This window comes from Streptomyces sp. NPDC042201 (assembly GCF_055582185.1).
In genome coordinates, this window is record NZ_JBVJDS010000005.1 from 100,204 (window position 1) to 120,034 (window position 19,831).

Sequence of the window (19,831 nt, forward strand, 5' to 3'; positions counted from 1 at the left end):
GTCCTGTCGGGAAGGCCCTGTCGGGTCGATCCTCGCGGATCAGACGAAACGCAGCGCGTCGGGGCCGAGGGGCGGCACCAGCCCCTCGGCCGCGGCGCGCGTGAGCAGGCCGCGGATCGCCGCGTAGCCGTCGACGCCCAGGTCCGCGGTGAACTCGTTGACGTACAGGCCGATGTGCTGGTCGGCCACCGACGGGTCCATCTCCTGGGAGTGCTCCAGGACATATGGGCGTGAGGCCTCCGGGTCGTCCCAGGCCATACGGACCGACCTGCGGGTCGACTCGGCCAGCAGCTGGAGCCGTTCCGCGCCCAGCGAGCGCTTCGCGATGATCGCGCCCAGCGGGATCGGCAGGCCCGTCGTGGACTCCCAGTGCTCGCCCATGTCGGCGAGGCGGTGCAGCCCGTAGTCCTGGTAGGTGAAGCGCGCCTCGTGGATGACGAGTCCGGCGTCCACCTTGCCGTCCCGTACCGCCGGCATGATCTCGTGGAAGGGCAGGACGACGACCTCGCCCACCCCGCCGGGAACGACCTCCGCCGCCCACAGCCGGAAGAGCAGATAGGCCGTGGAGCGCTCGCTCGGTACGGCGATGGTCCGGCCCGTCAGATCGGCGCCCGGCTCCTTCGTCAGGACGAGCGGGCCGCAGCCCCGGCCCAGCGCGCCGCCGCAGGGCAGCAGGGTGTACTCGTCGAGAACCCACGGCAGCACGGCGTACGAGACCTTCAGTACGTCCAACTCACCGCGCTCCGCCATGCCGTTCGTGACGTCGATGTCCGCGAAGGTGACATCGAGGCCGGGGGCGCCGGGCACCCGGCCATGGGCCCAGGCATCGAAGACGAACGTGTCGTTCGGGCAGGGGGAGTAGGCGATCCGCACGGTCATGACGGCTCCTCGAAGACTGGGGTGAGCAGCGTGATCGCGGTCCGCAGCGAGTCCAGCGCCGGGCCGATCCGCCAGGCCGCGCGGTCGCGGGGGCCGACGGCGTTGGAGATCGCGCGGATCTCGACGCACGGTACGGAGTGGACGGCGGCCGCCTCGGCGACACCGAAGCCCTCCATCGCCTCGGCGGCGGCGAGCGGGTGACGTGCGGTCAGTTCGGCCGCGCGGGCGGCCGTGCCGGTCACGGTGGAGACGGTGAGGACGGGCGCGAGGACCGCGCCGGCCGCCGCTTCGGCGCCCAGGATCTTGGCCATACGTACCGTCAGTTCCGCCGGGGGCCAGTGGACGCTGCGGCCGAAGCCCAGTTCGTCGACCGGCAGATAGCCGTCGGGGGTCTCGACGCCCAGGTCCGCGGCGATGATCGCGTCCGCGACGACGAGCGAGCCGAGCGGGGCACGGTGCGGGAAGCCGCCGCCGATGCCGGCCGAGATGACCAGGTCGTACGGAGGGTCGTACGGCGAGGAGGCCAGCGCCGTCGCCGTGGCGACCGCGGCCGCGGCCGGGCCGACCCCGCCCGCCAGGACGTCCACCACCGGTATCTGCACGGACGACGGCCGGGGCATGTACTGCGCGTGGCTCGTCAGCTCGTACCCGCCGGTCATCTCCCGGACGGCACCGCCCGCGAACCGGCCGAGCCCCGCGGCGGCGGAGTCCGCCTCCGCCGCCACCGCCGTCACCACAAGCACACGCATGGCGGAGCCTCTCAGGGACGCCCGGCCGTCCACCGCACCGGGGCGCGGGGCCGAAGCCGGGGTCGGGATCGGGGTCGGGTCAGGAAGTCTTCTTGAACTCGAAGTGCCAGATGCCGGTCAGCTTCTTGCCGTCCGTCTCGACGATGCTGACCTGCGTGTCCTTCGTGGTCTCGCCGGTCTGGCTGGTGAAGAAGGCGCTGCCCGGGATGGTCCGGTACGTCTTCTTGTACGGCTCCTGCTCGGCCTGCTGGCCGTTGATGAAGAGCGTCCAGCCGTGGTCCGCGATCTCCGGGTCGACCCCGAAGCGGATCTTGTCGTCCATCGCGACGTCGATGGTCTTGTCCGCCTTCTTGTTCAGGCAGGGCTGGATGTCGGACTCGCTGATCGCCTTGCCGTCGTTGTAGCAGGTCGCCTCGGTGTTGACCGAGTTGTCGCCGACCGTCACGGTCGCGAGCGGCGTCGGCTTGTCACAGGCGGCGAGGACGAGGAGTCCGGCGGACACGGCGCCGAGAGCGACGCCGGCCCGGCGGGCCTTACCAGAGAAGAACGCAACGGTCATGGGTCGAAGGCTATCGCTCGCCCGGCCCCGCGCCGCGCCGGGGTGCGGCGAGCCGCCGCAGGTCACGCCACGCGGGGGTGCGGTGAGCCGCGCCTCGCCGTGGTCAGCAGCCCTCGCACGGCGAAGAGCGCCCCGGCCGCGACGATGCAGGCGGCGACCGACATGCCGAGCACACCGTTGAGCGGCAGCGCGATACCGACCGCGCCGCCCAGCACCCAGGCCATCTGGAGCAGGGTCTCGGAGCGGGCGAACGCGGACGTCCGCACCTCCTCGGGGACATCGCGCTGGATCACCGCGTCCAGGGACAGCTTCGACAGCGCCTGCGACAGACCCGCGACCGCGCACACCACGGCCATCAGCGCGCCGCCGAAGAACAGGGCCGCCAAGACCGCCGCGCTGAGGGCGAGGCCCAGCATCGTGGCGATGATCAGCTCAGGACCGCGGGCCTTGAGCCAGGCGCCGACCGCGGTGCCCAGGGCGTTGCCGGCCCCGGCCGCGACGCCCACGATGCCGAGGGAGACGGCCGCGCTGTAGCCGGAGAGCGGGTGCTCGCGCAGCAGGAAGGCCAGGAAGAAGATCAGGAAGCCGGAGAGGGCGCGGTGCGCCGCGTTGGCCTGCAGACCGTGGAGGACCGACGGGCCGACCGTACGCAGACTCGGCCGCTTCTCCCCGTGCGTGGCCAGCCTGGCCTTGTGCTCACCCTTCGCCGAGTCCACCTTGGGCGGCAGCGTGAAGGCCAGCACCGTACCGACGAGGAAGATCACGCAGGCGCCGTAGAGCGGCCACTGAGGGCCGATCTGGTGGAGCCCGGCACCGATCGGCGCGGCCACTCCGGTGGCCAGCAGCCCGGCCAGCGTGACCCGGGAGTTGGCTCGTACGAGCGAGAACCGGGGCGGCAGCAGACGGGGTACGACCGCGCTGCGGACCACTCCGTACGCCTTGGACGCGACGAGCACCCCCAGCGCCGCCGGGTAGAGCTCCAGGCCGCCGGTGACCACTAACGTCGATATAACGATGGCGAGTACCGCGCGGGTGAGCATGGCGGCTGCCATCGCGGCGCGGCGGCCGTGCGGAATACGGTCGAGGAGCGGGCCGATCACCGGGGCGAGCAGGGCGAAGGGGGCCAGGGTGATGGCGAGATAGAGCGCGACGCGGCCGCGTGCCTCGTCGGTCGGCACGGAGAAGAACACGGTCGAGGCGAGGGCGACGGTGATCATGACATCGCCCGCGCCGTTCACGGCGTGCAGCTCGATCAGCTTGCCGAGCCCGGATTCCCCCGCGCCGTGCGCGTGGGTGGCCTTGCGGATGCCCTTCGCGGTGCCGGTGAACGGAAGCCGCAGGGCATGGCCGATCGCCCGCGCCGTCCTGCGGAGCGGGCCGGCTGCGTCGTCGGACGACCTTGCGGCTGCCACTCCGTCATAGTGCCCCAAGGCGCCGTGGTGCGAACCGATTCCGGGCATGACGGGGCCGTGACGGCGCCATGTCGGACGAGCCGGGACGTGTCACCGGTGGGACAGGAGGCGTTCACCGAAAGCGTTCACGCGGGCCTTCGTGCCGGCCTTCGTGCCGGCTTTCGGCCGGGTCTTCTTACGGGTCTTCGTGCGAGCCTTCGTGTGGGTCTTCGGGCGGGGCTTCGTGCGGGGCTTCGGGCCGGCGTTCTCGTCGGTCCCGAAATTCTCTTGCGCGGGTCCTGACCGCGCCCCTGACCGCTGTTTACAGGGTTACGGCCTTGTTGCGGTGTGGCCCGAAGTACGGGAAAGGCGGCGTGCAGGTGGGCGGGGGGCGGCAGAGGAGGTAGCGTGCGTAGCGCGCCACCGGCGGTTGTTCTCGGCCGCGCGCCTCTTTGTCATCCCGCAGAATGGATGACGGTAGGTGTGCCCGAGGAGAGATCGGGCGTGGACGTCGATGCGGCCCTCAGGTCCGCTCCGCCCTCGGCTCGTACATCGCGATTCGGCCGGCGCACCCGTGAGACGGCGTAGGAGAGAAGCGAGACCTGTGAGTGCAGCGACGACGCGAAGCCGAACCCCCGACCGTCTGTGCGCCGAGGCGGTAGACCTCGCCCGGTCGGCTGCCGAGGAGGCGGCCGCGCCAGGAATCGTCGGGGAACATGTCTCGGCGGTGGCGGACGGGGACAGGGTCGTCACCCATTTCTTCGAGTGCGAGGACGCGGGCTACCGCGGCTGGCGCTGGGCGGTGACGGTCGCGCGGGCATCCCGCGCCAAGGTCGTCACGCTGGACGAAACGGTGCTGCTGCCGGGCTCCGACTCACTGCTCGCCCCCGAATGGGTGCCGTGGAGCGAGCGGCTCAGGCCGGGCGACATGGGCCCGGGAGATCTACTGCCGACGGAGGCGGAGGATCTGCGGCTGGAGCCCGGTTACACGGGCGAGGACGCCCCGCCGCCGAACTCGGTGGTGACGGACGGGGCGGTGCCGGACACGGCGGTGACCCCGCAGACGCTCGCGGATCTCGTCGAGGCGGAGGACGCGGGTCCGACGGCGGAGGCAGAGCCCGGGGACCGTACGGCGGGCGCCGTACCGGCACGCGGCACGATCGCTTCGGTCGCGGAGGAGCTCGGCATGCGCCGGGCACGGGTGCTGTCGCGGTACGGACTGCACGTGGCGGCCGACCGCTGGGACGAGGCCTTCGGCCCGAAGACCCCCATGGCCCAGGCGGCCCCGGCGCCGTGCGTGTCCTGCGGCTTCCTGCTGCCGCTGGCGGGCTCGCTGAGACAGGCCTTCGGCGTCTGCGCGAACGAGTTCTCCCCGGCGGACGGCCGGGTCGTCTCCCTGGCGTACGGCTGCGGCGGCCACTCGGAGGCGGCGGTCATGCCGAAGCCCCTGCGCCCGGCGCCGCCGGTCCTGGACTCGCTGGCCACGGACGCCTTCTCGCTGCGCCCGTCGCCCGACAGCGGCTCGGTGCCGCCGGAGGCGGACGGGGAGTCGGAGGACCTGGGCCACTCCTGAGAGCCTGTCGGGTGACCTTCGATCGGAGAGCGGACGCGGTCTGGTGCGGGCGATTCCAAGGCGCCGGGATGTCCTCGTAGCGGAGCTACTAGGATATTTCGGCAACGCGGGAAGCGTGCGTGCCAGGGCGTGGCCGCCCGATCAGAGGTCATCCGACAGGCTCTGAGGCCGGGGGCCGGCTCGAAGGCGGGCCGGCCGGTGGGGCCGCCGGTGCCATGGCCGATCGGACCGCGCGTCTGACCGGTCGGCCGATGTGCCGGTACGGGGCGCGCACCTAGCGTCGGTCGCGGAACAGCCCACCGCACCCCGAGGGGAACCGCCCGATGGAAAACCGACCTCCCGTCACGGAGCGCACCGGCGCCGTGCATCTCAGCGCCGAGGCAACGGAGTTCGCGCCCGACGTCATCGACCTCCTCGGCGACACGCTGCTCCGCGCGCTCAAGCACGTGTCCCCGAAGGTGGGCACCGAAGACCTCCTGGCCGCACTGGTCATGGGTGACTCGGCAGCCGGCGCGGCCATCGCCCCCGGCATGCGGCGGGCCGGCGCACTGAGCGGAGTGATCTCCGGCCGAGCGGGGCGCGGATGGGTGAGCGACGACAGCGACGACAGCGATGGCAACGGCGGCACCTCGGCCGTGGCCGCTGATGAGCACGAGCATGAGCACGAGGTCGCCGCCGCCTGGCGCCTGGCGCAGTGGCGCACCGCACGGCGCTCCCGCCGGCCGGTCACTGAGGGCGACCAGGAGTGGCCCGAGCTGTCAGGGGCGCTGCGTGCCTGCCTGCTCCATGCCCTCCGGCTCGCCCGTGGGGAAGCGTCGCCCGGTGTCCGCTGCCGGCATGTGGCCCGTGCCCTGCTGGACTTCCCCGCAAGCAGGGCGAGGGAAGCGTTCACGCTGCGTCGGCTGGACCTGGCCGCCGCGTACGCCGCGCTGGACACGCTGGACACGGAGGCCGCGGCCACTGTGGGGACCGACGAGCCGGAATCCGCGGCCGTCACCCTCCTGCTCCGGGCCGGGGCGCTGGAGGACCGGGGCAACTGGTCGGCGCGCGCCCTGATGTCGTGGATGACCTGGAGCACCGGCGACGGTACGCCCGTCCTGTTCGCCGTGACCGCCGAGGCCTCACGCCAGGCCGTACGGTCCGGACGGAGCGCGGCGGAACCGGTGGATCTGCTGCTGGCCGTCCTGGCTCTGGACCGGGCGCTGTCTCTCGCCGGACGGTCGCTGCCCGAGGAGCGGGCAGCCGTCAACGAGGCCGCCGGTCTGCTGCGTACGCACGGGGTACGGCCCGCTTCGCTCGCCCTGTCGGCCGTCGCCGCCGACCCGCTCCCCGTATCCGGTGAGGTGCCGCTCTCCGCCGAGGCCGAGCGGACCGTGGCCGCGGCGCGGCTCAGCGCCGCCGAGCACCACGCCACCGCCGCCGGAACGGTGCACCTCGTGGCCGCGCTCCTCGACGACGCCGAGGGACCGGTCGCCCAGCGGCTGGGGGCGCAGGGCGTGGACCTGGCCGCGCTGAAGACGGGCCTGAGCCTCCGACTGAGCGCGTGAGGGGCCGGACGCTGTACGGGAGCTGTACGGGAACAAGGAGTGAGGGCGGGGATGACGGTGGGGCGGGCGCCCGAACGTACGCGGCGGGTCCGGGCACGCGCGAGGCGCGGGACGGCGGATGCCGCGCAGGGCGGGACGGCGGATGCCGCGAGGGGCGGAATGGTGCATGCCGCGAGGCGCGGGATAGCGCACGCCGCGCGATCGGTGCGGCGCGCGGGCGCGGAGGACTGGGCCGCGTTGCGCCGCGCCCCGCGCCGTACCGTCGCCGCCGAGGCACTGGCCGGTGCGCTGACGGCAGCCCTCGGACTGGTCCCCCTGCTGCTGGTGCACCCGGACCGGCCCGTACTGGCCGTGCTGGAGGCGCTGTACGCGGCGTTCCTGATGCCCCTGCGGCGCCACCGGCCGGTCCTGGCGGTGCTGGGCACCGGGCCACTGCTCGTGGGCCCCAACGTTTGGACGCTGGCGGTGGTACCGCTGATCGTGGCGGCCGCCACCCGCCGGATCGCTCCGCCGCGCCGCGCGTGGCACGCCGTGGGGGCGGCCTGCGCGCTGATCGTGGCGCTGACGGCGGCCGGCAGCCTGGTCCGGCCCGGCGCGTGGCTGGAGGAGCTGGCCGGGAACGGTCTCTCCGCGGTTCTCCTGGTGCTGCTCCCGGCGCTCGCCGGGATACTGCTGGGTCGGCGCCGGCCGCTGGTCAGTCTGCTGCGCGAACGCAACGCCTATCTGGAACAGGCCCGTTCGCTGACCGCCGCCGCCGCGCGGATGGAGGAACGTACCCGCATCGCCGGCGAGATGCACGACCTCCTCGGCCACCGGCTGAGCCTGATATCGGTGCACGCCGGGGCGCTGGAACTGGCCGCCGCGCGTCAGGCACCGCCGCTGGCCGGACGGGCCGAGCTGCTGCGTACCACCGCCGGGACGGCGATGGAGGAACTGCGGGAGATCCTGGGCGTGTTGCGGCGCGAGGACGCGGAGCCCGAGTCCGAGGGGCATCGGGGCACCCGCGAGGACATCGCCGCGCTGGTGGCGGAGTCCCGGCAGGCGGGGGGCACCGTCGAGCTCGACTGGTCGGTCGCCGACACCGCTGATCCGAGCGTGCCCACCCGCCACTCGACGCACCGCGTGGTCCGCGAGGGACTGACGAACGTGCTCAAGCACGCGTCCGGGGCGCCCACGCGGGTGGAGGTCAGGGGCACCCACCGCGAGATCGAAGTCTCCGTCACCAACGAGGCGCCGCGCGAGAGACGTCACCCACAGGCCGGAAACCGCAGCGGACTGGCCGGCCTGGAGGAGCGCATCGCACTGCTCGGGGGTTCTTTCACGGCGGGCCCCCTGCCGGACGGCGGGTTTCGCCTGGCCGCGGTCCTGCCGGCCCGTCCGAACGGAATCACCCTGGCCGTACCCCCGCCGACCACGGGCGAGGCGGCCGCCGGCAGCCCCGGGGCCCCGTGGGGCGGCGGGGCCTCGTGGGGCGGCGCCGCACCCGCGGGCGCTCGCGCCCCCCTGTCGGGCGAGGTCCTCACCTGGCCACGGGTGCTGGGCGCGGGCTGCGCGTCCGCGCTCGTGATCCTGCCCACCGTGACCTTTCTGATCGTGCTGCTCACGACGGCCGCTCTACGATGAACCGGTGATACGAGTCCTCATAGCCGACGACGAGGCGTTGATGCGCGCCGGCATCCGGCTGATCCTGGAGAACGCCGAGGACATCGAGGTGGTGGCCGAAGCGGGTGACGGCCGTGAAGCCGTCGCGGCCTGCCGCGACCGGACCATCGACGTGGCGCTGCTCGACATCCAGATGCCGGGCGGGGACGGGATCGCCGCCGCCGAGGACATCGCCCGTGTCTCGCCCTCGACTTACGTGGTGATGCTCACGGCGTTCGGCGAGGAGCAGAGCGTGACGCGGGCCCTGCGGGTCGGCGCGAGCGGCTTCCTGCTCAAGGACACCAACCCCGTCGAGCTGATCCACTCGGTGCGGCTCGCCGCCGGCGGCGAGCCGGTGCTGGCGCCCCGGATCACCCGGCGGCTGATGGAACAGCATGTACGGTCCGCCCACGACACCCAGGCCGCCCTGCGCAGGATCGAGGACCTGACCGCCGCCGAGCGCGGCATCCTGCGGCTGCTGGGGACCGGCCTGTCCAACGCCGAGATCGCCGATCAGCTGTATCTGAGCGCGAGCACGGTCAAGGCGCACATCAGCCGGATCCTGACGCGCACGGGCTGCGTCAACCGCGTACAGGCCGCGGTCCTGGCGCACGACGCGGACCTGCTCGCCGACCGCTGACCCCGGGGCCGGGTGGCGACCCCCGGGCGCGGGCCCCCGAGCCGCCCGCCCGGAACCCCGCCTTGACGCTCGCCCGGCGGGCGCGACACTCGAAGAGACCGCCCGCGAACGGCACCCCGGGGCTCCGTCCCGTCTCACCCGGCCGGTGCGGGGCGAGGGCGGCCGCCCGGGCGCGGTACCTTCGGGCCCGCACGTAGTAGAGGCAGGCGGACAGAGCGGAGTCACAGCGTGAGCGTCAGGACGACCGAGGGGGCCGACCCGTTCGGAACGGCGCGGCTGCGGCGCGGGGTGCTCGACGCGTGGGGCGCCAGTCCCGCGCGGTTCCGGGAGGACGCCAACGCCGAGGAGGATCTCGCGCTCGGCGGCTACCGCGACCGGCTCGTGATCGAGCTGGCCCAGAACGCCGCCGATGCCGCCGCCCGCGCCGGGGTGCCGGGCCGGCTCAGGCTGACCCTGCGGCCGGGGACCGCCGACAGCCCCGCCGTGCTGGTGGCGGCCAACACCGGCGCGCCCCTCGACGCGACAGGCGTCGAGTCCCTCAGCACCCTCCGTGCCTCCGCCAAGCGCGAGGGGCACGAGGCCGCCGTCGGACGGTTCGGCGTCGGGTTCGCCGCCGTCCTGGCCGTCAGCGACGAGCCCGCCGTCATCGGCCGGCACGGTGGAGTCCGCTGGTCCCTCACCGAAGCCCGCGAGCTGGCCCGGCAGACCTCCCAGGCCAGCCCCGGCCTCGGGGACGAGCTGCGCCGCCGCGACGGGCACGTACCGCTGCTGCGGCTGCCGCTGCCCGCCGAGGGCACGGCCCCCGACGGGTACGACACCGTCGTCATCCTGCCGCTGCGCGACGGCACCGCGGCCGACCTGGTCGAGCGGCTCCTCACCGGAATCGACGACGCCCTGCTGCTGACCCTCGCCGGGCTCGCCGAGATCGCGGTCGAAACCGCCGCCGGGGAACGGGTGTTGCGCCGGTCCCAGGACGGCCCGTACGTCCATGTCGACGACAGCGCGGGCGGCGGCGACATCCACCGCTGGCGCGTGGTCAGCCACAACGGCCCCACCGCGCCCGCGCTGCTCGAAGGACGGCCCGTCGAGGAGCGGCTGCGCCCCCACTGGTCCGTCACCTGGGCCGTGCCCGTGGACAGCGAGGGCGCCCCGGCCCGGCCCCGTACCGCACCCGTCGTGCACGCTCCGACGCCCACCGACGAGCCCCTCGGTGTGCCCGCGCTGCTGATCGCCTCGCTGCCGCTGGACACCACCCGGCGCCATCCCGCGCCGGGACCGCTCACCGACTTCCTCGTCGGGAAGGCCGCCGACGCGTACGCCGAGCTGCTCGGCGGCTGGGAGCCCGTCTCCACCGGCACCATCGATCTCGTCCCAGGACCGCTCGGCAAGGGCGAGCTGGACGGCCGGCTGCGGGCCGCGATCATCGAGCGGCTGCCGCGGGTCGCCTTCCTCGCCCCGGCCGCGCCGAGCGAGGAGCTGACCGCGCTGCGGCCCTTCGAGGCGGAGGTCGTGGAGGGCGCGGGCGCCGACACCGTACAGGTCCTGGCCGAGGTGCTGCCGACCCTGCTGCCCGCCGGGTTCGAGCGGCGCACGGAGCTGCGCACGCTGGGCGTCGGCCGGCTGCCGCTCGGTGAGGCCATCGAGCGGATCGCGGGCGCCGAGCGGCCGCCCGCGTGGTGGCGACGGCTGTACGAGTCCCTCGCGGGCGTCGACCCGGACCGGCTGTCAGGACTGCCGGTGCCGCTGGCCAACGGGCGTACGACGATCGGTCCGCGCCAGGTCCTGCTGCCCCTGCCCGACACCGACACGGGCACGGACGGGGGAGGGGCGCCCGCCGACCTCGCCAGGCTCGGCCTGAAGGTCGCGCATCCCGACGCCGCCCACCCCCTGCTGGAGAAGCTGGGCGCGCTGCCCGCCACACCGCGCGCCGTCCTGACGACCCCTCAGGTGCGCGCGGCGGTCGCCGCCTCGCTGGACTCCGGCGAGGTGTGGGACGAGGACGACACGACGCCGGACGCCGAGGAGCTGGCCGAGACCGTCCTGCGGCTCGTACGGGACGCGGGCCTGGAAGCGGGCGACGAGCCGTGGCTGGCGGCGCTCGCCCTGACCGACGAGGACGGTGAACTGGCGCCCGCCGGTGAACTCGTCCTGCCCGGCAGCGCGTTCGCCGCCGTGATGCGCGAGGACGAACTCGCCCTCTGCGACGCCGAACTGGCCGAGCGCTGGGGCGAGCAGCCGCTCGCCGCCTGCGGGGTGCTGGCCGGCTTCGCGCTCGTACGGGCCACGGACGTCGTCCTCGACCCCGACGAACTGGAGCCCCGCGACGGGGACTTCGCCGAGCCCGACGACGCCGGGCTGCTGGACGCCGTCGACGTGTGGTGCGAAGACGTGCTCGACCGGCTGCCCGACACGCCGGTGCCGCCGGTCGCCACGGAGATCGTGGCCGTACGGGACCTGGACCTGGTGGACGACGACGCGTGGCCGCAGGCGCTGGCGCTGCTGGCCCGCCCGCCGCTGCGGGACGCGCTGATCCAGCCCGTGCGGATCCTGCTGCCGGACGGCACGACGGAGACCGTGCGCTCGTACACCGCGTGGTGGCTGCGCGATCACCCGGTGCTCGACGGGCGGCGCCCGGCCGGGCTGCGGTCCGCGGGCGGCGACCCGATGCTGGCGGGGCTGTACGACTCCGTGGACGCGACGGGCTTCGACGATGTGCAGGTGCTGCGGGCGCTGGGCGTACGGACCTCGGTCGCCGCGCTGCTCGACGAGCCCGGCGGCGCGGCCGAGCTGCTCGGCCGGCTGGCCGAACCGGAGCGGCCGGTCACTCCGGAGCAACTCCACGCGCTCTACACCGCGCTCGCCGACCTCGACCCGGACCAGGTGACCCTGCCGGACGAGCTGCGCGCGGTCGTCGACGGAGAGGTACGGGTCGTGGACGCGGCGGACGCCGTGATCGCGGACGCGCCCGATCTGCTGCCGCTGGCCGCGGAGTTGCCGCTGCTGCCGGTGTCACCGGCGCGGGCGGCCGAGCTAGCGGAGCTGCTCCAGGTACGCCGGCTGAGCGAGACGGTCGTCGCGGACGTGACCTCGGCCGGTGAGGAACACACGGTCCCGGACTCCGTCCACGTACTGCTGGGGGCGGGCACCCCCGCGACGTACGTCGAGCACGAGGAACTCCTCGCGGGCGGCGTCGAACTGGACTGGCGCCGTACGCCGGACGGCGTCGTGCACGCGGCGACGCTGGAGGGGGTCGCGGCGGGCCTGGCCTGGGCGGCGGGGCAGTGGCCACGGCGCTTCGAGGTGGCGGCGCTGCTCGAAGATCCGTCACGGACAGCGGAGTTGGCGCGGGACCGCTGGTTCGACTGACGGGCCGCCTCACACTCTTCTTCGCCAAGAATTCATCTTTCTGTACAACCTTTCACGTGCGTCCCAGGTCTGGTCCGTGGGTCAACAGACCCGCAGACCAGACTTGGGGAACACATGCGTATTCGTGCCACCGTTGCCGCTGTCTCCGGCGCCTTGGCCCTGTCCGCCCTCGCCGTCCCGGCGTCGCAGGCCGCTCAGTCCCACGAGGACCTCCCGGCCGTCCCGTCCTACGGCTTCTCGGCGCCGGAGCGCGCCGCCGCGCCGAAGGCGAAGGGCCTCGCCGCCGCGAAGGCGGCCGTGGCTCCGGTCATCAGCAAGGTCGTCGTGAACGGCGGCCAGCCCATCGTCGTCGGCACCACCGCCACCAAGAAGGTGTCGATCGCGATCACCGCGTCCCACAGCTCGGGGATCGCCGACGCCGCCACGCTGCTCTGGTTCAACAAGGACAGCGAGACCTACTACGGCTTCGGCCAGAACGAGGACGCCGCCAGCTGCAAGGCGGCCAGCGCCACCACCTCGACCTGCACGCTCAGCGTCACGGTCGACCCGTGGTACCTGATCAACGACAACGCCACGTGGTGGAACGTCGGCGCCATCGTGCTGTCCAACGACGGCGAGATCGTCCAGAACGACTACGCCACCAAGATCAGGTTCCAGCGGTTCTCCAAGCTGACCGTCAACGCCGCGCCGGAGCCGGTGAAGAAGGGCGGCACCATCACGGTCACCGGCAAGCTGTCCCGCGCCAACTGGGAGACCGGCACCTACAAGGGCTATGCCACGCAGTCGGTGAAGCTCCAGTTCCGTAAGAAGAACAGCGACACCTACACCACCGTCAAGACGGTGACCGGCTCCAGCACTGGCGAGCTGAAGACCACCATGAAGGCGGTGGAGGACGGCTACTGGCGCTGGAACTTCGCTGGTACGGTCTCGACCCCCGCGGTCAACGCCACCGGTGACTTCGTCGACGTGAAGTAGTCCCGCGCGAGGTAGTCCCGCGCTGAGCAGTCCCGCGCGGGAGCAGTTCCGCGTACGGCGGTTCTAAGGGCTTTCTTCCGGAGCGGCTTGTGCCCGCTTCGGAAGGAAGCCCTTCGCGTTCGCCGGGAAGTGGCGCCCGACCCACCGCCAGCAGAACTCCACCGCCACCGACGCCACCACCGCGACACCCACCGCCGTCCACGGCATCGCCGTGCCCACCAGCCTCAGGGCGAAGAAGTGCTGGAGCGACGGCACGGCCAGCACCACCAGGAACGCCAGCGCCATCGCCACGACCAGGACGTACCGCCACCAGGTGTACGGGCGGGCGACGATCGCCAGCACCCACATGGAGACCAGGAACAGCGTGAGTGTGGCCGCGCTGGTCTCCGCGGTCAGGGCGTCCGCACCGACGTAGTAGCTTCTGGCCAGCATGTACGTGACGAAGGTGGCGATGCCCGCGATGATGCCCGACGGAATCGAGTAACGCATCACCCGGCGCACGAAGTTCGGCTGCGCCCGCTCCCTGTTCGGGGCCAGCGCCAGGAAGAACGCCGGGATGCCGATCGTCAGCGTCGACAGCAGCGTCAGATGCCGTGGCAGGAACGGATACTCCACCTGGAAGCAGGCCACCAGGATCGCCAGCAGCACCGAGTAGACCGTCTTCGTCAGGAAGAGCGTCGCCACGCGCGTGATGTTGCCGATGACCCGGCGGCCCTCCGCCACCACCGAAGGCAGCGTCGCGAAGCTGTTGTTGAGCAGCACGATCTGCGCGACGGCCCGGGTCGCCTCCGAGCCCGAGCCCATCGAGACGCCGATGTCCGCGTCCTTCAGCGCCAGTACGTCATTGACGCCGTCCCCGGTCATCGCGACCGTGTGCCCGCGTGACTGCAGCGCGCCGACCATGTCGCGCTTCTGCTGCGGGGTGACGCGGCCGAAGACCGTGGCGGACTCCAGCACCTCGGCCATCTTCCCCCGCTCGGCGGGGAGTTCGCGGGCATCAACCGTGTGCTCCGCGCCGGCCAGGCCGAGCTTGCCGGCCACCGCGCCGACGGAGACCGCGTTGTCGCCGGAGATGACCTTGGCGGCGACGTCCTGGCGGGCGAAGTACGCGAGGGTGTCGGCGGCGTCGGGCCGCAGCCGCTGCTCCAGGACGACGAGCGCGGTCGCCCGCGCCCCGGCTGCCGCGTCCGGGTCGTCCAGCTCACGGGTGACGCGGGCGAGGAGCAGCACCCGCAGGCCCTGCTCGTTGAGGTGGTCGATCTCCTTGAGCGCGGGATCGCCGGCGGGCAGCAGGACATCGGGCGCCCCCAGCAGCCAGCGTGATTCGTCGGCGCCGGGTGCCACGAAGGCGGCGCCGCTGTACTTCCGTACGGAGGAGAAGGGCAGCGCCCCCGTGACCCGCCAGTCCTCGCGGTCGCCGCCGTAGGCGTCGATGACCGCCCGGAGGCTGGCGTTCGGACGCGGGTCGGACGCCCCGACCGCGCCCAGGACCTTCCGTACGTACGTCTCGTCCGCGCCGCCCAGCGGCCGCAGCTCGCGGACGTCCATCCCGCCCTCGGTGAGCGTGCCCGTCTTGTCGAGACAGACGACATCGACGCGCGCGAGGCCCTCGATGGCGGGCAGCTCCTGCACCAGGCAGTGCTGACGGGCGAGCCGGATGACGCCGATCGCGAAGGCGATGGACGTCAGCAGCACCAGGCCCTCGGGGATCATCGGGACGATGCCGCCGATGGTCCTGGCGAGTGAGTTCTTGAAGTCGCTCTGCTTGACGACGAGCTGGCTGATGATCAGCCCGATCGCGGTCGGGATCATCATCCACGTCACGTACTTGAGGATCGTGCTGATGCCGTTGCGCAGCTCGGAGTCGACGAGCGTGAAGCGGGACGCCTCCTCGGCGAGCTGCGCCGCGTACGCCTCGCGGCCGACCTTGGTGGCTTGGAACGCGCCGCCGCCCACGACCACGAAGCTGCCGGACATCACGGGGTCGCCGGGCCGCTTCAGTACGGGATCGGCCTCGCCGGTGAGCAGCGACTCGTCGATTTCGAGTCTCTCGGCCTCGGTCAGCTCGCCGTCGACGACGACCTTGTCACCGGGGCCCAGCTCGATCACGTCCCCGAGGACGATCTCGGTGGTGGAGATCTCGGCGGCGACGCCGTCGCGCCGTACGGTCGGCTTGGCCTCGCCGATGACCGCGAGGCCGTCGAGGGTCCGCTTGGCGCGCATCTCCTGGACGATGCCGATCCCGGTGTTCGCGATGATCACGAAGCCGAACAGGGTGTCCTGGATCGGCGCGACGAAGAACGTGATCGCCCAGAGCACGCCGATGATCGCGTTGAAGCGGGTGAAGACATTGGCGCGGACGATCTCGGCGGTGGAGCGGCTGCTGCGGACAGGGACGTCGTTGACCTCGCCCCGGGCGACATGTTCCGCGACCTCCGCGGTGGTCAGACCGGAGTGGCGGGCCGACCGCGGGAGCTTCATGGGGTGGACGGGGTCGAGCTCCGTGCCCGCGTCGATGATGGGGCCGTGAGAGCCGCGGCCGTGCGGTTCGGGACCGCCGAGGCCGTCGGTGTCGGACTTCGCCCGCTGAGTCATGGTTCCGACGGTACGGCCGGTCCGACGCCTTCACCCGCCGACCGCCCCGAAGTTCAGACCCTGGGACGAGAGGGGGTGCTCCGCTGGTCGTACGGGGCGGGGGCGTGGCCCTACTGGTGACCCGGATCCGTCTCGTGCGTCGTGTCCGCCGTGGCGGCGGCGCGCTTGAGCGCCGCGTCCCGTCCCCGTACGTACCAGATGCCGATGAGACCGAGCCCGGCTCCGGCCAGACAGGTCCAGATCCACCAGGTGTGTCCGTGGTCGCTGAACCAGCCGTAGAACGGGAGCTGTACGAGGAAGAGGACGAACCAGATGACGGTGCCGCCCACGATGGTGCCGACGACCGGCCCCTCCAGGGGCTCGGGCGCCTCACGCCGCGGAGATCCGGTCGATCCGGCCGATCCCGATGACCCCGCTGATCCCGTCGAAGAACCGCTCATGGCGTCAGTCTATGCGGGGAGCCGGGCGGGGCCGCCGGGGCGCCGGGATGCCGGTCGCCGCCTGCGACGCCGGCGGCTGGACGCTCATTACCCGTTCGGCGGCATGGTCCCTTTCCGGTGCGGTCCCACTCATATGGGTGATCTCAGGACGGGCGACTCGCGGGGTGCGCGCGGCTGGTATTTAGATTGGGTAATGAGTTATGCTAACGAACATGCCTGACCTACCCCACGGCGACGAGAACGACGCCGCCGTGAACGCTCTTCGCTCCGCCGTCATGCGGCTGGGCCGGCGACTGAAGCACCAACGTGTCGATGAATCGCTGAGCCCCACCGAGATGTCGGTGCTGGGCACTCTTGCCCGCTGCGGTTCCGCCACCCCGGGCGAGCTGGCCCGCAAGGAGCACGTCCAGCCGCCGTCGATGACCCGCATCGTGGCGCTGCTCGAAGCGAAGGGTCTCGTCAGGCTCGAGCCGCACCCCGATGACCGTCGGCAGAAGGTGGTCAGCCAGACCGAGCGAGCCGAGGCGATGCTCGAAGAGAGCCGCCGCAAGCGCAATGTCTGGCTGGCGACCCTCGCCGAGGGCCTGGACGATGACGAGTGGGCGAAGCTGCGCGCTGCCGCCCCCGTACTGGAAAAGCTCGCTCACCTGTAATCCGCGCGCTGTAAGGAGGCGAACCCACTTTGAGTACGGGATCCGGAGCAGACTCCGCCCCCGCACCGATATCCACCCACGACAGCACCATCAGCGCCACCAGCGGCGGGACGTTCTCGTCGCTGAAGATCCGTAACTACCGACTGTTCGCGACGGGCGCCGTCGTCTCCAACGTCGGTACGTGGATGTCCCGGGTCACCCAGGACTGGCTGGTGCTCAGCCTCACCGGTTCGTCAGCGGCCGTCGGCATCACGACGGCTCTCCAGTTCCTGCCGATGCTGCTCTTCGGCCTGTACGGCGGCGTCATAGCCGACCGCTACCCGAAGCGGCAGCTGTTGCTCTTCACCCAGACGGCGATGGGCCTGTGCGGGCTCTCCCTCGCCGTCCTCACGCTCTCCGGAAACGTCCAGGTCTGGCACGTCTATCTGATCGCCTTCCTGCTCGGCATGGTGACCGTCGTCGACAACCCGACGCGCCAGGCCTTCGTCTCCGAAATGGTCGGTCCCGACCAGCTGCGCAACGCGGTCAGCCTCAACTCGGCCAACTTCCAGTCCGCCCGGCTCGTCGGCCCCGCCGTCGCGGGCGTACTGATCACCACGGTCGGCAGCGGCTGGGCCTTCATGCTGAACGGCCTGTCGTTCCTGGCGCCGCTCATCGGCCTGCTCCTGATGCGCCCGCACGAGCTGCACAAGTCCATCCGCGTACCGCGCGGAAAGGGCCAGCTCAGAGAGGGCCTGCGGTATGTGCGCGGCCGGCCCGAGCTGATCTGGCCGATCGTCCTCGTCGGCTTCATCGGCACCTTCGGCTTCAACTTCCCGATCTGGCTGACGGCCTTCGCGAACGAGGTCTACAAGGGCGGGGCGGGTCTTTACGCCTTCTTCAACATCCTGATGGCGGCAGGCTCCCTGGCCGGCGCCCTGCTCGCGGCCCGCCGCCGCTCCTCGCGCCTGCGGCTGCTCGTCCTCGCGGCGATGGGCTTCGGTCTGCTGGAGATCGCGGTGTCCTTCTCGCCGTCCGTCTGGCTTTTCTCGCTGCTGCTCCTGCCGATCGGCATGATCGGCCTGACCACCAACATCAGCGCGAATACGAGCGTGCAGATGGCGGCCGACCCGAAGATGCGGGGCCGGGTGATGAGCCTCTACATGATGGTCTTCGTCGGCGGCACCCCCGTGGGCGGCCCGCTCCTCGGCTGGGTCACCGACACCTACGGCGCCCGCGTCGGCTTCGCCACGGGCGGCGCGGTCTCCCTGCTCGCGGCGGCCACGATCGGCCTGATCCTGACCCGGGTGGTCGGCGTGCGCCTCAAGATCGACCTGCGCGGCGGACGCCCGCACATGGAATTCGTCCCGAAGGAGCAACTGACCACAGCCGCGTAACGCACCCGGCGGCCCGGCCCGGCAACCCCCGGGCCCGGGCCACCGGCGTATACGCGGGGCCCGGCCGCGCGCACGCGGGGACCGGCGGCGCGCACGCGGGGCCCGGTCGCGCCTATGCGTGGGTCAGTCGCGGGGGAACTCGTCGGTCTTGAGGGTCAGGCCCACGAGGGTGCGCGTGAGGTCGATCTCCGCGCCGAAGGTGACGATCACTTCGGTGGTGTAATCCCCGTCCTTCGGCTCCGTGTGGACATGGCACCTGCCGGTGTAGGGGTCGGCGATCAGGTAGACGGGGACGCCGGCTGTGGCATACGTGCTCTTCTTCGGGCCGTAGTCGTTGGCGGCCGTTCCCTTGGAGATCACTTCGGCGACGAACTCGACGTCCTGGTAGCGCCAGCGCCCCTTGGGGTCCTTCGCGAAGTCGGAGGCCAGAGCCGCGACATCGGAGCAGAAGCCATTGAGGTGCCCGGGGTAGTCGATCCGCACATCGGAGGCCAGCCGCCTCTTCGGATACGTGCTCCGAAGCTGCTCGACGATGCTCAGGGTGATCTCCCAGTGGACCTGGCGTTGCGGCGACATGAAGACGTACCCCTCGACGATCTCGACCTTCATTCCCTCGGGGACGGGCATCTTCTCGAGCAGGTCGAACATCGTGTCCAGAACCAGCTCGTTGCTCTCGTCGGCCATGTCGATCCTGTCGGTCTCAATGACGGTCATCGTGGCGCTCCTCCCCGCTGCCGCGAGCGGACGGCAGGCGCGCGGTACAACGATAGGCACGGCGACCGGGTCACGCCCCGGATCGCGGGGTGGCTGGGAGACTCGTCGGTATGAGACTGTTCGCCGCCGTGCTGCCGCCCGCCGATGCCGTTGCGGAACTTTCCCGTGCCGTGAGTGGGCTGCGGGAGCTTCCGGGCGCCGATGGGCTGCGGTGGACCGGGCGGGACGGCTGGCACTTCACGCTCGCCTTCATGGGGCACGTCGAGAACCGGCTGCTGCCCGAGCTGACCGAGCGGCTGGAGCGGGCCGCGCACCGTACCGAGCCGTTCTCCCTGCGCGTCCACGGCGGCGGGCACTTCGGCGACCGCGCGCTGTGGGTCGGCGTCGCCGGCGGGATCGACGAGATGCGGCTCCTCGCGGAACGCGCCGACGCCGCCGCGCGCCGGGCCGGAGTGCCGATGGACGAGCACCGCCGCTACCACCCGCACCTCACGCTCGCGCGCACCCGCGCGGACACCGGTCTGCGCCCGTACGCCGAGGCGCTGGACGGCTTCGAGGGGACGCCGTGGGAGGTGGCCGAGCTGGTGCTCGTACGCAGCAATCTGCCGGTGAGCGGGGTGCCGGGGGAGCGGCCGCGGTACGAAGCCGTCGTACGCTGCCCGCTCGGCAAGGCCCGTTCGGGGAACCCGGACGACGGGCCCGCCGCCCCCGGCCGTTAACCTCGACCTGTGGA

Annotated in this window: 16 protein-coding genes; 9 read left to right on the forward strand and 7 right to left on the reverse strand. The window is 72.2% G+C overall.

What is annotated here, in order from left to right:
- Positions 1-39 precede the first annotated feature (39 nt).
- The 4 genes from ACZ6MZ_RS14110 to ACZ6MZ_RS14125 form a co-directional block, all read right to left on the reverse strand.
- Positions 40-879, reverse strand: coding sequence for a 1,4-dihydroxy-6-naphthoate synthase (locus ACZ6MZ_RS14110; RefSeq protein WP_384332063.1), 840 nt, complete (start codon positions 877-879; stop codon positions 40-42).
- Positions 876-1,628, reverse strand: a complete 753-nt coding sequence (locus ACZ6MZ_RS14115; protein ID WP_469351927.1) for a futalosine hydrolase — start codon at positions 1,626-1,628, stop codon at positions 876-878. The genes ACZ6MZ_RS14110 and ACZ6MZ_RS14115 overlap by 4 nt, the downstream gene beginning before the upstream one ends.
- Positions 1,629-1,707: 79 nt before the next feature.
- Positions 1,708-2,187, reverse strand: coding sequence for a DUF2771 domain-containing protein (locus ACZ6MZ_RS14120; protein WP_384332069.1), 480 nt, complete (start codon positions 2,185-2,187; stop codon positions 1,708-1,710).
- 62 nt (positions 2,188-2,249) lie between these two features.
- Complete coding sequence (locus ACZ6MZ_RS14125) at positions 2,250-3,647, reverse strand: MFS transporter (protein WP_389785040.1); 1,398 nt, start codon at positions 3,645-3,647, stop codon at positions 2,250-2,252.
- 535 nt (positions 3,648-4,182) lie between these two features.
- On the opposite strand from ACZ6MZ_RS14125, the gene ACZ6MZ_RS14130 reads away from it, so the two are divergent.
- The 6 genes from ACZ6MZ_RS14130 (at position 4,183) to ACZ6MZ_RS14155 (ending at position 13,320) form a co-directional block, all read left to right on the forward strand.
- Positions 4,183-5,151, forward strand: coding sequence for a DUF3027 domain-containing protein (locus ACZ6MZ_RS14130; protein ID WP_469351929.1), 969 nt, complete (start codon positions 4,183-4,185; stop codon positions 5,149-5,151).
- A 323-nt stretch (positions 5,152-5,474) separates the two neighbouring features.
- Entirely contained in the window at positions 5,475-6,698 is a 1,224-nt protein-coding gene (locus ACZ6MZ_RS14135; protein WP_469351931.1) for a Clp protease N-terminal domain-containing protein, read from the forward strand.
- Positions 6,699-6,857: 159 nt separating this feature from the next.
- The gene (locus ACZ6MZ_RS14140; protein WP_469351932.1) at positions 6,858-8,321 is read left to right on the forward strand and encodes a sensor histidine kinase; all 1,464 of its coding nucleotides are present in this window, start codon (positions 6,858-6,860) and stop codon (positions 8,319-8,321) included.
- A 4-nt stretch (positions 8,322-8,325) separates the two neighbouring features.
- Positions 8,326-8,979 carry a response regulator gene (locus tag ACZ6MZ_RS14145; protein WP_469351934.1) on the forward strand — a complete coding sequence of 218 codons (654 nt, stop codon included), beginning with the start codon at positions 8,326-8,328 and terminating at the stop codon, positions 8,977-8,979.
- 228 nt (positions 8,980-9,207) lie between these two features.
- Positions 9,208-12,345, forward strand: coding sequence for a sacsin N-terminal ATP-binding-like domain-containing protein (locus ACZ6MZ_RS14150; protein ID WP_469351936.1), 3,138 nt, complete (start codon positions 9,208-9,210; stop codon positions 12,343-12,345).
- Between the two features lie 114 nt (positions 12,346-12,459).
- Positions 12,460-13,320 carry a DUF5707 domain-containing protein gene (locus tag ACZ6MZ_RS14155; RefSeq protein WP_469351937.1) on the forward strand — a complete coding sequence of 287 codons (861 nt, stop codon included), beginning with the start codon at positions 12,460-12,462 and terminating at the stop codon, positions 13,318-13,320.
- Between the two features lie 63 nt (positions 13,321-13,383).
- On the opposite strand, the gene ACZ6MZ_RS14160 is transcribed toward ACZ6MZ_RS14155, so the two are convergent.
- The gene (locus ACZ6MZ_RS14160; protein WP_469351939.1) at positions 13,384-15,915 is read right to left on the reverse strand and encodes an HAD-IC family P-type ATPase; all 2,532 of its coding nucleotides are present in this window, start codon (positions 15,913-15,915) and stop codon (positions 13,384-13,386) included.
- Between the two features lie 110 nt (positions 15,916-16,025).
- Complete coding sequence (locus ACZ6MZ_RS14165; protein ID WP_469351940.1) at positions 16,026-16,355, reverse strand: DUF2530 domain-containing protein; 330 nt, start codon at positions 16,353-16,355, stop codon at positions 16,026-16,028.
- Between the two features lie 212 nt (positions 16,356-16,567).
- Between ACZ6MZ_RS14165 and ACZ6MZ_RS14170 the strand changes: the two genes are divergently transcribed.
- Together ACZ6MZ_RS14170 and ACZ6MZ_RS14175 are read left to right on the forward strand one after the other, a co-directional pair.
- Positions 16,568-17,008 (forward strand): MarR family winged helix-turn-helix transcriptional regulator, encoded by a 441-nt coding sequence (locus tag ACZ6MZ_RS14170; RefSeq protein WP_384178793.1) that lies wholly within the window; start codon positions 16,568-16,570, stop codon positions 17,006-17,008.
- A 29-nt stretch (positions 17,009-17,037) separates the two neighbouring features.
- Positions 17,038-18,384 (forward strand): MFS transporter, encoded by a 1,347-nt coding sequence (locus ACZ6MZ_RS14175; RefSeq protein ID WP_384178795.1) that lies wholly within the window; start codon positions 17,038-17,040, stop codon positions 18,382-18,384.
- Between the two features lie 123 nt (positions 18,385-18,507).
- Here the strand turns inward: ACZ6MZ_RS14175 and ACZ6MZ_RS14180 are convergent, their stop codons facing one another.
- Positions 18,508-19,098, reverse strand: a complete 591-nt coding sequence (locus ACZ6MZ_RS14180) for a Uma2 family endonuclease (protein WP_469351942.1) — start codon at positions 19,096-19,098, stop codon at positions 18,508-18,510.
- Positions 19,099-19,208: 110 nt separating this feature from the next.
- On the opposite strand from ACZ6MZ_RS14180, the gene thpR reads away from it, so the two are divergent.
- Entirely contained in the window at positions 19,209-19,817 is a 609-nt protein-coding gene (thpR, locus tag ACZ6MZ_RS14185) for an RNA 2',3'-cyclic phosphodiesterase (RefSeq protein ID WP_469351944.1), read from the forward strand.
- Positions 19,818-19,831 lie beyond the last annotated feature (14 nt).